At 69.7% G+C, this 12,053-nt stretch carries 12 protein-coding genes; 4 read left to right on the top strand and 8 right to left on the bottom strand.

What is annotated here, in order from left to right:
* Positions 1-67: 67 nt before the first annotated feature.
* Positions 68-976 carry a lipoyl synthase gene (lipA, locus tag Strain318_RS02675; RefSeq protein WP_367886990.1) on the bottom strand — a complete coding sequence of 303 codons (909 nt, stop codon included), beginning with the start codon at positions 974-976 and terminating at the stop codon, positions 68-70.
* A 221-nt stretch (positions 977-1,197) separates the two neighbouring features.
* Here lipA and Strain318_RS02680 point away from each other — a divergent pair, with 221 nt between their 5' ends.
* Positions 1,198-1,416, top strand: a complete 219-nt coding sequence (locus Strain318_RS02680; protein ID WP_367886991.1) for a hypothetical protein — start codon at positions 1,198-1,200, stop codon at positions 1,414-1,416.
* A gap of 118 nt (positions 1,417-1,534) precedes the next feature.
* Positions 1,535-2,770, top strand: coding sequence for an IS256 family transposase (locus Strain318_RS02685; protein ID WP_367886992.1), 1,236 nt, complete (start codon positions 1,535-1,537; stop codon positions 2,768-2,770).
* 135 nt (positions 2,771-2,905) lie between these two features.
* On the opposite strand, the gene Strain318_RS02690 is transcribed toward Strain318_RS02685, so the two are convergent.
* From Strain318_RS02690 to Strain318_RS02700, 3 genes are read right to left on the bottom strand one after another with little or no spacing between them, the layout of a single operon-like run.
* Positions 2,906-3,880 carry a GSU2086 family protein gene (locus tag Strain318_RS02690; RefSeq protein ID WP_367886993.1) on the bottom strand — a complete coding sequence of 325 codons (975 nt, stop codon included), beginning with the start codon at positions 3,878-3,880 and terminating at the stop codon, positions 2,906-2,908.
* Positions 3,877-4,638 carry a DUF3108 domain-containing protein gene (locus tag Strain318_RS02695; RefSeq protein ID WP_367886994.1) on the bottom strand — a complete coding sequence of 254 codons (762 nt, stop codon included), beginning with the start codon at positions 4,636-4,638 and terminating at the stop codon, positions 3,877-3,879. Before Strain318_RS02695 ends, Strain318_RS02690 begins: the two co-directional genes overlap by 4 nt.
* Entirely contained in the window at positions 4,635-5,399 is a 765-nt protein-coding gene (locus Strain318_RS02700; protein ID WP_367886995.1) for a glycosyltransferase family 2 protein, read from the bottom strand. Before Strain318_RS02700 ends, Strain318_RS02695 begins: the two co-directional genes overlap by 4 nt.
* A gap of 188 nt (positions 5,400-5,587) precedes the next feature.
* On the opposite strand from Strain318_RS02700, the gene Strain318_RS02705 reads away from it, so the two are divergent.
* Positions 5,588-6,319 carry a hypothetical protein gene (locus tag Strain318_RS02705; protein WP_367886996.1) on the top strand — a complete coding sequence of 244 codons (732 nt, stop codon included), beginning with the start codon at positions 5,588-5,590 and terminating at the stop codon, positions 6,317-6,319.
* Positions 6,319-6,882: a hypothetical protein gene (locus Strain318_RS02710; protein WP_367886997.1), complete on the top strand. Its 564-nt coding sequence runs from the start codon at positions 6,319-6,321 to the stop codon at positions 6,880-6,882. The genes Strain318_RS02705 and Strain318_RS02710 overlap by 1 nt, the downstream gene beginning before the upstream one ends.
* Before the next feature lie 12 nt (positions 6,883-6,894).
* Here the strand turns inward: Strain318_RS02710 and Strain318_RS02715 are convergent, their stop codons facing one another.
* Genes Strain318_RS02715 through Strain318_RS02730 form a run of 4 tightly spaced genes read right to left on the bottom strand, consistent with a single transcriptional unit; the run spans position 6,895 to position 12,042 of the window.
* Positions 6,895-8,466 (bottom strand): peptide MFS transporter, encoded by a 1,572-nt coding sequence (locus tag Strain318_RS02715; RefSeq protein WP_367886998.1) that lies wholly within the window; start codon positions 8,464-8,466, stop codon positions 6,895-6,897.
* On the bottom strand, positions 8,463-10,289 hold the full coding sequence (locus Strain318_RS02720; RefSeq protein ID WP_367886999.1) for a dipeptide ABC transporter ATP-binding protein: 1,827 nt from the start codon (positions 10,287-10,289) through the stop codon (positions 8,463-8,465). Before Strain318_RS02720 ends, Strain318_RS02715 begins: the two co-directional genes overlap by 4 nt.
* A complete protein-coding gene (locus Strain318_RS02725) occupies positions 10,286-11,089 on the bottom strand; it encodes an ABC transporter permease (RefSeq protein WP_367887000.1) in 804 nt (267 codons plus the stop codon). The genes Strain318_RS02720 and Strain318_RS02725 overlap by 4 nt, the downstream gene beginning before the upstream one ends.
* Positions 11,089-12,042, bottom strand: coding sequence for an ABC transporter permease (locus Strain318_RS02730; protein ID WP_367887001.1), 954 nt, complete (start codon positions 12,040-12,042; stop codon positions 11,089-11,091). The genes Strain318_RS02725 and Strain318_RS02730 overlap by 1 nt, the downstream gene beginning before the upstream one ends.
* Between the last annotated feature and the right edge of the window lie 11 nt (positions 12,043-12,053).

Here is a 12,053-nt window from a genome sequence, read left to right on the forward strand (position 1 = left end):
TTGCCTCTGCTTCTTGACCTGCTCTTGCTGCCGCACGGGTGACGTCACCTGTGCGCTCTGTTGCTTCTTAGACGCCCGCGGCCTGGACCTGCTCCCAGGCGTGGTAGCTCGAGCGGACGAGAGGGCCGGACTCGACGTGCTTGAAGCCCATCTTCTTGCCTTCCTCGCGGAACATCGTGAACTCCTCGGGCGTGACGTAGCGGTCGAGGGCGATGTGGTCGTCGGAGGGCTTGAGGTACTGGCCGAGGGTGAGGATGTCGACGTCCACCGTGCGCAGCTCGCGCATGGTCTGGAGCACTTCCTCGTTGGTCTCGCCCATCCCGAGGATGATGCCGGTCTTGGTCGGGATGTCCGGCGCGATGCGCTTGCTCATGCGGAAGATCTCGAGCACGCGCTCGTAGCGGCCGCCGGGGCGCGCCTTCTTGTACAGGCGCGGCACGGTCTCGGTGTTGTGGTTGTAGATCTCGGGGCGCGCCTCGAGGACCAGGCGGATGGAATCCTCGTTGCCCTGGAAGTCGGGGACGAGCACTTCCACCGAGCAGCCGGGCACGGCCTCATGCACCTGGCGTATGGTCTCGGCGAAGGCCCAGGCACCGAAGTCGGGCAGGTCGTCGCGGTCCACCGAGGTGATGACGAGGTGCTGCAGGCTCATGGCCTTGGCGGCCTCGGCGACACGGCTGGGTTCGGCGGGGTCGAACTTAGGCGGGCGGCCGTGGGCAACGGCGCAGTAGGCGCAGTTCCGGGTGCAGACGTCGCCGAGGATCATGAACGTGGCGGTGCCGTGCTCCCAGCACTCGCCGACGTTGGGGCAGTGGGCTTCCTCGCAGACCGTATGGAGGTCGAGGTCGCGCATGAGCTGCTTGAGGCGCAGGTAGTTGGCCCCGCCGGGGGCTTTGACCTTGAGCCAAGACGGCTTGCGAGCGGGGAGGGGCTCGGCGCGGTGGCGGCCCATGATCTGATAGAGGTGCTCGGCCATGACTCGAATGTTATGGCTGGGGTTGGTGGATTGCTATGCTGGGTAACTGTCTAATAGTTCTTTTGAAGGTTATAGCGGGAGAGGGGAGATGGGGGTAGGGGCGGGGGGTGGGAGAGGGGAATGGGGGGAGGTGGGGGGGATGGGGGAGAGGTTTAAGTTGCTCTGAAACCGCTTTGGTCGTGGGGGCGTAAGCTCATTCGACCCCAACTTCGGGAATCGCCATGCTCCGTACCATCTTCGTCATCGGTCTGCTTGCCTTCGTCGGCCTCTTTGTGCTGAAGCTTGTCTTCGGCATCCTCGGCGGGCTGTTCGGCATCTTCTTCGCGCTGCTCGGGATGGCGATTCCGGTGCTCATCATCGGCGGGCTCATCTACGTGCTCATGCTCGTGTTCGCGCCGGATACGGCGCGGGAGATGCGCGAGAAGTTTGGCAGCAACTGAACGGATCAGCGCCGAACTGCAGCGATGAGTTGGGAGTTGTGAGTTGAGAGGGTGACAGAAAAGGGGGGCCTATCCGGAATTCTGTGTGTGAGGCCATACTCACCCTGAAGGAGGGGCGATGGCCAAGCCGAAAGAGGAGTTCCCCACGTTTGACCCGGCGGCGCTGGACGCGCTGATCGGGGACGCGCGTTCGCCGGCGGATTTCACCGCCGTGATGCGCGCGCTGCAGAAGCGGCTCGCGGAGCGGATGCTGGCCGGCGAGCTGACGGCGCACCTGGGCTATGGGCCCGGCGAGGAGAAGCCCGCGGGGCAGACGAATCACCGCAACGGCGCGACGCCGAAGACGGTCTTGACCGAGACCGGCGCCGTGCCGCTCGAGATCCCACGCGACCGCGAGGGCAGCTTCCGGCCGCAGCTGGTGCCCACGGGCGTGCGGCGCCTGCCGCAGTTCGATGCGACTGTGCTCTCGCTCTACGCGCGGGGCGTCAGCGTGCGCGAGATCCAGGCGCATCTGGAGCAGCTCTACCAAGTGGAGATCGCGCCGAGCGTCATCAGCGTGATCACCGACGAGGTGGTGGCCGAGGTGCAGGCCTGGCAGCAGCGCCCGCTCGAGCGGATGTATCCGGTGGTCATCTTCGATGCGCTGCGCGTGAAGATCCGCGACGAGGGCACCGTGCGGAACAAGGCCGTGTATCTCGCGCTCGGCGTGGACCGCGAGGGGCACAAGGAGGTGCTGGGCCTCTGGATCGAGCAGACGGAAGGCGCGGGCTTCTGGCTGCGCGTGATGAGCGAGCTGAAGGCGCGCGGCGTCGACGACATCCTGGTGGCGCTCGTCGACGGGCTCGTCGGCTTCCCGGACGCGATCACGACGGTCTTCCCGCAGGCGCAGGTGCATCACTGCGTGGTGCATCTCGTGCGGCAGAGCCTGGCGTACGCGAACTGGAAGGACCGCAAGGCGGTCAGCGGGACGCTGCGCGCCATCTACCGCGCGCCGACCGAAGCCGCGGCGGTGCAGGCGCTCGACGCCTTCGCGGCGGGCCCCTGGGGCACCAAGTACCCGGCCATCACCGCGCTGTGGCGCCGGCACTGGCCGCACGTCGTACCCGTCTTCGCGTACCCGCCCGAGATCCGGCGGCTGCTCTACACGACGAACGCGATCGAGAGCCTGCATATGCAGCTCCGGAAGATCGTGAAGACCCGCGGCCACTTCCCGACCGACGAAGCCGCGGCCAAGTTGCTCTATCTCGCGCTGCGCAACATCCAAGCGAAGTGGAAGCGCGGGAATCACGCGTGGAAGGCCGCCATGCCGTATCTCGGGATGCTGTTTGGGACGCGCTTCAGCGATCACGCATGATCACCACGAGGCCTCACACACAGAAATCCGTATAGGCCCGAAAAGGGCTCCGGAGCGCGATGCGCTGCGGAGCCCTTTGTCGTTTCTCCCCACTCTCAACTCCCAACTTCCAACTGCAGTTGTGAGCCCTCACCGTCAGCCTGCGGTCGCGATCCCCTCGACTACCGCCCACGCGAGCAGCGGAATCATGATCTCGTGGTGTCCGGTGATCTCGAAGCCTTCGCCGCCGGCGAGGATAGGGCGCTTCACGACGTTCTCGCGCGGCCGGTAGTGGCGCTGCATGTCGAAGTCGGCCGTGGTGAAGTGCGTGGGGCGGCCAGCGTTCACGTTGCGCGCGACGGTGAGTGCCTTCAGAAACACCTCGGGCATGATGACGGCGCTGCCGAGGTTGAGGACGACGCCTCCCTCGTGCAGGTCTTCGCAGCTGGCGGCGAGGCGCCGGAAATCGCGATGGCTGGTGTCCCCGATGGCGGCACCGTCGGCGGCGGGGTGCTGATGGATGATCTCGGCGCCCAAGGCCGCGTGCACCGTGACGGGAATCCAAAGCTGATGCGCGGCGAGGATGACCGACTGCTCGGGGTGCGCGAGCTTGGGTTCGGCGGCAAGGGCGCGGGCCACTGCTTCGCCCATGCCCCAACCATGGGTGCGACCCGTGGTGAAGGCGGTGTTGAGGCCGCGGCCGGTCTCGTCGGCCATGCCGAAGCTGCCGTCCTTGAGGCCGGCGGCGACGTCCTCGCTGGTGGCGCCGAAGCGGGCGATCTCGTAGTCGTGGATCGCGGCGCTGCCGTTCATGGCGAGGTGCGTGATGACGCCGCGCTTCATGAGGTCGATGAGCAGCGGGGCGATACCGGTCTTCACGACGTGGCCGCCCAGCATGACGATCACCGCACGCTTCTTGCGATGGGCCGCGACGACGGCGCGTACGACGCGGCGGAAGTCATCGGCCTTGAGGACGTGGGGGAGCGCCTCGAGAAAATCACTGAACGCCCGGGCGTCGCCCGGGGGCTTGGCGAAGGACTCGGATTCGACCTTGTTGGGGCGCGTCGCGACGGGAATGGTGCGGACTCGCGCGAGGTCGATCTCGCGGGGCGGCCGACGGTCGGCGCTCACTGCTCGCCCACCACGGCGCCGTTCGCCGTGAGGCGATAGCTGCGCAGGTAGAGGTTCAGCGAGCCGAACGAGAGGCGGGAGCGCATCTGCAGCATGATGCGCTTCTCGTCGTCGCTGAGCCAGATCTCGGCCTGGCCACCTTCGGAGAAGATGCCGCTGGTCTTGATAATCGGCTGGACGACGATGGCGTTGAACTCGCCGGCCGGCACGCGCACGCGCTCGCGGCGCAGCACGCGGATGATCACCGGGTTGCGGTCGGGGCGGAAATAACGGTCGAACGAGTACGACTGCCCGACGACCAGCGGTACCGTGCGGATGAAATAGAGGAAGGAGCCGTCGTCGAGCGGGTCGCGCACCGACGGGCGCTCCTCGGTGCCGCGCACGAGTTCCTGGTAGACGGCCCGCTCGGGAAAGATCTCGTAGCGGCGCTCGCGATCGCGCGACCCTTGGTTGAGGTCCTGCACGAAGCGCAGTGAGTTGAGCGTCTCGACGTCCATCCAGCTCTCGTTGACGTCGTCGACCTTGTAGAAGAACGTGCCGCCGCTGACGCTGAAGCGGACGCGCCAGGCGGTGCGGCCGCGGACGTCCTCCTGGCCGACGACGCGCATGCGGCCGGTGCCGACCTTCACGGCGCCGAAGCGCACGTCGTAGGTGAGCGACTCGCCGAGCTCGAAGGGCACCGCGGCGGGCCTCGACTGGGCCGACGCGTCGCCGAGGGCGGTGGCCCCCACGATGGCGGCGGCCAGCAGGCGGATCATCGCGACGGCGGGGGCGGTTGCTTGCGCGCGGCCCACGCAGCCTTGGCCATGCCCCAGGCCTCCGGCCAGGCCTGGCGCCGCGTGTCGCGCGGACGCAAGTCGTAGCGCAGCGTGACCGGCACGGACTCCATGCGGCGCGCATGCGGCGCGGCGGCGACGAGCAAGTCGAGGTTCGTCTGCCAGGTCGACGGGACCGCCGAGAGCGGCGTGGTGTCGAGCGTGCGCAGGAGGTCCCGGACGGTCGCGATGCGCAGCAGGCGCATGGAGCCGAACGGATCCTTCACGCCGGGAATCGTGACCGCACGCTTGAGCGGCCAGACCTTGGGGATCCAGCCCACGTACTTCTGCATCTTGCGGATCTCCTCCGGCGCGTCGGCGGGGATCTCGCGATCGCCGACGACGACATCCGCGCCACCCTCGAAGCGCTTCACCAGCTCCGGGATCTCCTCCGGCCGGTCGGTGAAGTCCGCCTGCATGAGGATGGCGGCGTCGCGGCGCGGGTAGCGGGTGCGGCGGGCGGCTTCGCGCAGCAACGCGTCCACGGCCTTGGCGTAGCCGACGCGCGTCGCACTCCCGAGCACGGTCAGCGGCAGCGCCTTCTCGTAGGGCTCGAGGACCTCGCGCGTGCCGTCGGTGCTCGCGTCGTCATAGACGAGCACTTCGTACTCGCGCGTGTACTCCTGGAACACCTTGCGGATGCGCCAGAGCAGGACGCCGACCGTCGGCGCTTCGTCGTGGGTGGGGATGCAGATGTAGAGCACGGCTGAAACCTATGGCCAGGGCCTATCGCGTACTACTCCACAAGGCCGTGAGAGGACCGCCGGGTTCCCTGTGCCCGGGGTCACAGGCGGCCGTGGAGCACCTGAAACAGGACTCCGGCGCGGAGGGTATCGTCACTGAGGGACGGGTGGTAGAATAGCCCGCAACCGTAGCCGATGGAGGTTCCCGCGTGATCCTCGCCGACGTCCGGTCCAAGCTCACCCGCCACGACGTGGCGCTCGCGTTGGCCCTGCTGGCCCAGCAGGGCAGCGAAACCCGCGAGCGCGGCGAACACGAGTTGCGCGAGCAGGGGCTCGACGCGCTGCTCGACGACCCGGCGCTGCTGCCGGCGATGGTGAATACGCCGCGCGGGCGCGAGGCCTCGCTGCCGCTGTTCTGCTACGTGCTTGTCCGGCACGCGCTGCTCCAGGCCGGCGAGAAGGACCGCGTCCTCGCCGACTACGCCGCGAGCATCCTGCTGCACTTCGGCATGCGCGACCGCGCGCAGCGCATCCACGACGCGGATGACCAGACCTACGACACGCTCGCCGCGCTGTTCGAGGACGCCGAGCGTTCGGAGCCGCGACGCGCGTTCCTCGTGCGCGCGCACCTCGGCAACTACGCCTTGTGGATGAGCGGCTTGTTTCCCGACCGCGTCGTGCAGCGCCAGTACCGGCGCGGCGGTCCCACGCTCGAGTACTTCGAGTCGATGGGGCGCCGCGGCTTCCAGATGGCGGCCGAGCACCGGCTCGCGTCGGAACACGGCGTGGCCATGCTCTTCGCGTTGGCCGCCGAGCGCTTCCCGCTGCTGCGCGTGACGCTCAACCGCATCTCCGATGCGTTACTCTTCCCGGACCACCACACTCCGGAACGGTTGATGCGCCAGGTGCAGGACGAGGTGCGCTGGAAGCGCGCCGGCTGATGTTCGAATCGCTCAAGCAGACCATCCAGGATCTCGTCGGCGGACGCATCGCCCCGGCCGACCGCCGCGCGGTGATCGCCGAGATGAAGCGCGCGCTCGCGCTGGCCAAGCTCGGCGTGGAGGACCTTGCGCAGTCGGCGGAGGTCACGCGCGCGCGGCTCAAGGACGAACGCGAACAGCAGGCCACGGCCGCACGGCGCCGGGCGTTGGCCGAGGGCATCAACGACACCGAGACGGCCACGCTGGCGGCGAAGTACGAGGCGCAGCACGCCGAGCGCATCGCCGTGCTCGAACGCAAGCTCGACGTGCAGGAGGCCGAGCACGGGCTGGCCGAGCGTGAGTACGACGAGATGCTGAAGCAGCTCAAGCAGGCGTCGCTCGGTGTGGGCTCGGGGTTGAGCGAGGCCAACCGCCCGCTCAGCGACGCCGACCTCGGCCTGCCGGACGACGCGCCGCTGCGCCGCGACCTCGACGCGCTGGGCCGACAGGCCAAACGGCAAGAGCGCGACGCCCAGGCGGACGCCGCGCTCGAAGCCCTCAAGCGGAAGATGCGGGGCGAGTAGCCCCGGCGCAGCTTACTTCACGCCCTGCATCATCCGGCGGATCGGCACGACCAGCGCGAGCAGCACGCCCGTGGCGATGGCCAATGCAATCGTCGTGCCGATGAACACCGTCGGCGTCTGCTGCAGGTTGGTCGGGTCCACGTGCCCGCCGACGAGGCCGGCGACGAGGTTGCCCACCGAGGCGGCGAGGAACCAGATGCCCATCATCTGGCCGACGTACTGCCGCGGCGAGAGCTTGGTCATCGACGAGAGGCCGACGGGGCTCAGGCAGAGCTCGCCGACCGTCTGGAAGAAGTACGAGCCGATGAGCCACCACGGCGAGACGAGGAGCGTGCCGCCGCTGGCGACGACCTTGTTCGCGGCGCCGATCATGAGGGCGAAGCCGACGCCGGCCATCGCGAGGCCGAGCGCGAACTTGGCGGGGCTCGAGAGCTCGATGTTGCGCTTCGCCATCCATACCCAGAGGCCGGCGAACACCGGCGCCAGCACGATGATGAAGAACGAGTTCACCGACTGGAACCACGTGGCCGGCATCTCCCAGCCGAAGATGCTGCGGTCGGTGAAGTCCTTGGCGAAGAGGTTGAGCGAGGTCGGGGCCTGCTCGAAGGCGCCCCAGAAGATCGCGGCGAACACGAAGAGCACGAAGATCACGCCGACGCGCTTCTTCTCGTCGGTGTTGAGGCCGCCGGCGATCAGCACGGTCGCGAAGAACGCGACCGCCAGGCCGACGAGCACGAAGGTCATGTACTGGCCGACGACCTGCGGATTGATCTGCACCACGCCCAGCGCGGCAAGCACGAAGACCAACGCGAAGAGGCCGAGGCCGGCGTAGGTGGCGGTCTTCACGCCCTGCTCGCGCTTGGCCTGCACGGCGGGATCCGGGTCGCGGACGATGTCCTCGCCTATCGGCCCGAGCGTGTCCTTGGCGCGGAGCCAGAACCAGAGGAAGCCGAAGAGCATGCCGACGCCGGCGGCGCCGAAGCCCCAGTGCCACCCGATGGCCTCGCCGAGGAAGCCGGTCACCAACTGGCCGAGGAAGGCACCGACGTTGATGCCCATGTAGAAGATCGAGAAGCCGGCGTCACGGCGCGCGCCGCCTTCCGGATACAGGTCGCCGACGATCGCCGAAATGTTCGGCTTGAGCAGGCCAGTGCCGAGGACGATGAGCGCGAGGCCGAGGAAGAAGAAGATCTTGCCGCGCGCGCCGGCGAAGCCGCTGACGCCGATCGCGAGGTGGCCGCTCGTGATCAGCGCGGCGCCGATGAGGATGGCGCGACGCAGGCCGAGCCAGCGGTCGGCGATCCAGCCGCCGGGCAGCGAGGCGAGATACACGCTCGCGGCGTAGATGCCGACGATGGCCGAGGCTTGGGTGCGATCGAGGCCGAATCCGCCCTCGTTGAGCGCGGCGGCCATGAACAGCACGAGCAGCGGGCGCAGGCCGTAGTACGAGAAGCGCTCCCACATCTCCGTCATGAAGAGCGTGGAGAGGCCGCGCGGATGGCCGAAGAAGCGCGTGTCGTTCACGTACGGCGCGAGCGCCGGCGAGACAGGCTTCGGGGCGTCGGACTGTGGACTGGGGGTCATGGGCTCGGGGGGAGAGAGACCTTCAGGCAGGCCACGGTGTGGCCGTCAGGACCAGCAGAAAGTGCGCGCAACTCCGGACGCTCGCTCCGACACCCCTCGTCTTTCAAGGGGTGTGTGCATCGCGGATGAAATGGACAGCCTCGGGCCGGAACGGCAAGGGGTGCGGGAATCTCGCCGCCGCGCACCGGGGTCTGCCGCGGGCGTCCCGTGGGGACCGCCGCGCGCAGCAACTGCGTGTACGGCATGCGCGGCGCGTCCAGCACCTGCGCCGCGTTCCCTTGCTCGACAATGCGTCCGAGGTACATGACGGCGACGCGCGAGGCGAGCCGCCGCACGACGCCGAGGTCGTGCGAGATCAGGACCAATGCCAATCCACGCTCGTCGCGGAGGCGATCGAGCATGGCGAGCAGGGGTTCACGCGCCGCGGCGTCGAGGTTGGCCACGGGCTCGTCGCACACCAGGAGATCCGGCTGCGGGGCCAGCGCGCGCGCGATGGCGACGCGCTGGCGTTCGCCGCTGGAGAGCGCCGTCGGACGGCGTGCGCCCAGTGCGGGATCGAGCCCGACTTCCTGCAGCAACTGCTCGGCGCGCCGCTGCGCTTGCGCGCCCGGCGTGTGGCCGTGCACCTCGAGCGCCTCGACCAACAGCGAGCGCACCGTCCGCTGCGGCGTGAGCGAGGCACCGGCGTCCTGGGGCACGAGCTGGAGACGACGGCGCAGCGCGCGCATCATCACGCGGTCGTGGACGTCGAGCCGACGCCCGAGCACGGTGACGGAGCCTGCCGTCGGCATCTCGAGCCCGAGCATCGCGCGGGCCAGCGTGCTCTTGCCGCAGCCACTCTCGCCGACGAGCCCCACGCATTCGCCGCGCCCGATGGCGAGCGACACGCCATCGACGGCATGCACCGGCACTTCGGGTCGCTGGAACAGGCGCGGCGGCGTGCGATAGTGCACGGCCAATGCGTCAGTGGCGACCAACGGCACGTCGGGCGGCGTGCCGTCGGGCTCGGAGGGGCGTACGGCGCGCGCGCGCGCTACCGCCGCGGCTCCGCTGGCACGCGCCGCGCGCTCCGCGACGATTCGCTCGGCCGGACCGTCGTCGGCGAGGCGGCCGTTCTCGAGTACCAGCACGCGCTCGCAACGTTCTCCGACCACGGCGAGGTCGTGCGAGATCAACAGCAGCGTGGTGCCGAGGTCGCGACGGAGCGTGTCGAGCAGGTCGAGCAGCTGGACCTGCAGCGTGACGTCGAGCGCCGTCGTGGGTTCGTCGGCGATGAGCACGTCCGGCTCAAGCATCAGCGCGAGGGCGAGGAGCATGCGCTGGCGTTGGCCGCCGGAGAGTTCGTGCGGAAAGCGCCGGGCGCTGCGCGCGGCATCGCGGATGCCGACGCGGTCGAGCATCGCGATGGCGCGTTCCGTCGCCTCGGCACCCGACGCCATGCCGTGCGCCTCGAGTGCGGCCGTGAGTTGGCGCCCGACGCGCATGGCGGGGTCGAGCGCGCTGAGCGGCTCCTGGAACACCATCGCGATGCGTCGCCCGCGCACATCGCGCATGGCCTCGACGTCGAGCGTTGTGAGCTCGGTGTCGCCGAGGAGGATGCGCGAGCCCGGCGTCCGGCGCAGGCCGCGCGGCAGCAGGCCGAGGATGGCGTTGCCGATGGTGCTCTTGCCCGCGCCGGAGCGTCCCACGATGCCCACGCTCGAGCCCGGCGCAAGCGTGAACGAGAGCTCGTCGAGCACGCGACGCGGCGCGGGCTCGGTGGTCTCGACCCCGAGGGAGCGCACCGCGAGGGCCTCGCGCTGGCGCACGGCCGATCCGCTCACGCGTCGCCCTCGTGCTGCCCGCTGACGCGCTCCGCGATCACGTTGGCCGTCAGCGTAGCCGCGACGATCGCGAGCGTGGGAAACAGCACGAGCCACCAGGCGCGCAGCAACCGGCCCTCGGCTTCGAGGATGATGTTGCCCCAGCTGGCGTGTGGCGGCGCGACGCCGAGCCCGAGGAAGCTCAGCGCCGCCTCGAGTGGCAGCGCCGCGGCGAAGGCCACGGTGGCCGCGACGCCGAGCGTGGGCAGCAGGCCGGGTAGGATGTGCCCGCGCCAGAGCCGCCGGCGCGGAACGCCCAGCGCGATGGCGGCCTTCACGTGCTCGGTCGCCAGCAGGCGCCGCGTCTCCTGGCGCACCAGACGAGCGGCAGTCATCCATCCCGTGGCCCCGAGCACGGCCGCGAGCGTCGCGGGCGGCAGCGGGCCCGACGCCGCGACGACGAGCAGCAGGAGCAGCAGCCGCGGGATCGCGAGCATCGCGTCGGTGATGCGCATCAGCAGGGCGTCGATATAGCCGCCGCCTACGGCGGCGACCGTGCCGACGAGCGTGCCCAGCGAGAGCGCAACGGCGACGGCCAGCGTGGCGATGCCCAGCGAGGCGCGGGCGCCATAGAGCAGCCGCGAGAGGACGTCGCGGGAGTAGGGGTCCGTGCCGAGCCAGTGCGCGCCGCTCGGCGGCTGCAGCGCGCGTCCCAGCGGATCGAGATGGGCGACGGGATCGAACGGCGCGAGCAGTGGCGCGAGCAGCGCGACGAGCGCGAAGCCTGCGAGGATGCCGAGTGGCAGGCGGATTGCGCGCATCAGAGGCGGTTCCGCAGGCGTGGGTCCGCCCACGCCACCGCGAGGTCGGCGAGCAGCGTCGCGAGCGTCACCGCGACGCTCGTCACGAGGACGGCGCCGACGACGAGCGGGTAGTCGCGCTGGCCCACCGCCTCGACGACGGCGCGCCCCATGCCGGGCCAATCGAAGACACGCTCGATCAGCACCGTACCGCCGGCGACGGCACCGAGCATGACGCCGAGGACGGTGAGGACGGGCGCGATGGCGTTGCGCAACGCGTGACGGAAGAGCACGCGTCGTTCGGGAATGCCGCTGGCGCGAGCCGCCCGGATGAACTCGGCGTTCCGCACGCCCCGCATGGCGGCGCGCTGGTGCCGCGCGAGGATCGCGGCGACCATGAGGGCCAGCGTACCCGCGGGGAGGATGAGATGCCGCAGCACATCGGCCGCGCCGCCGACGCCTTCGCTGCGCATGCCGCTCACGGGGAGCCAGCGGAGCTCGAGCGCGAAGAGCATGGCGAGCAGCAGCGCGAGCACGAACTCCGGCACGGACGCGATGGCGAGCAGCGCGCGATCGCTGAGCGTGGCGAGGCGGGACTCGGCGCGCCATCCCTGCCACGCACCGAGCCCGATGCCGAGCAGCGCGCCGACGAGAAGGCCGGTGCCCGAGAGCAAGAGCGAGTTCGGCAGCAGCGCGGCAATCACCTCGCGGACGGGTCGGCTCCGCGAATGCGAGTAGCCGAGGTCGCCGCTGGCGATGTTGCGCAGGAAGCGCAGGTACTGCTCGTGCAGCGGGCGATCGTAGCCGAAGGATACGCGCATGGCGGCCGCGGCCTCCGGCGGTACGCCGGGTTGGTCGAGGGCCGCGAAGAAGGGATCGCCGGGGGCGAGGCGGACGAGCGCGAAGCAGAGTGTGACGACGATGCCGATGACGGCGATCGCCTGGCCGAGGCGGACGACGAGGACGCGCGTCACGCGCGAGGCGG

Source organism: Pseudogemmatithrix spongiicola, from assembly GCF_030623445.1.
Lineage (GTDB): Bacteria > Gemmatimonadota > Gemmatimonadetes > Gemmatimonadales > Gemmatimonadaceae > Pseudogemmatithrix > Pseudogemmatithrix spongiicola.